1 protein-coding gene is annotated in these 286 nt (G+C 54.9%); it reads right to left on the bottom strand.

The features are described from left to right. Window positions 1-76: 76 nt before the first annotated feature. Window positions 77-286: hypothetical protein (locus AC1RPR_RS08750; protein WP_481763562.1), on the bottom strand; the 210-nt coding region annotated here is incomplete at its 5' end.

Genomic DNA, 286 nt, shown 5'->3' on the forward strand with positions numbered 1-286 from the left:
TCGGTGAACACCGCGATCTTGTCGGAGCCAGAACCCTGCACCACGACAACGCGTTTTACAGCAAACGTAATCTCGCTCATAGCCCGTATTTCTCCTTGAACTGGTCCCATGTCATCGCCTTGTTCCCGGCCTTTACGATCTTGTCCGCGAACTTAGCACCCGGCTTGTATAGTAGCACATTCATCTTCGCGCTGTACTTGACAACGGTGCCGCCCTGAGCCTCGACAAACGCCTCTTCGTCAGCCGAGCGGTAACTGGTCCAAGCCACATTGACCCCTGCTAGCTT

This window comes from Dellaglioa sp. CoH-57-MRSF-22, assembly GCF_056781895.1.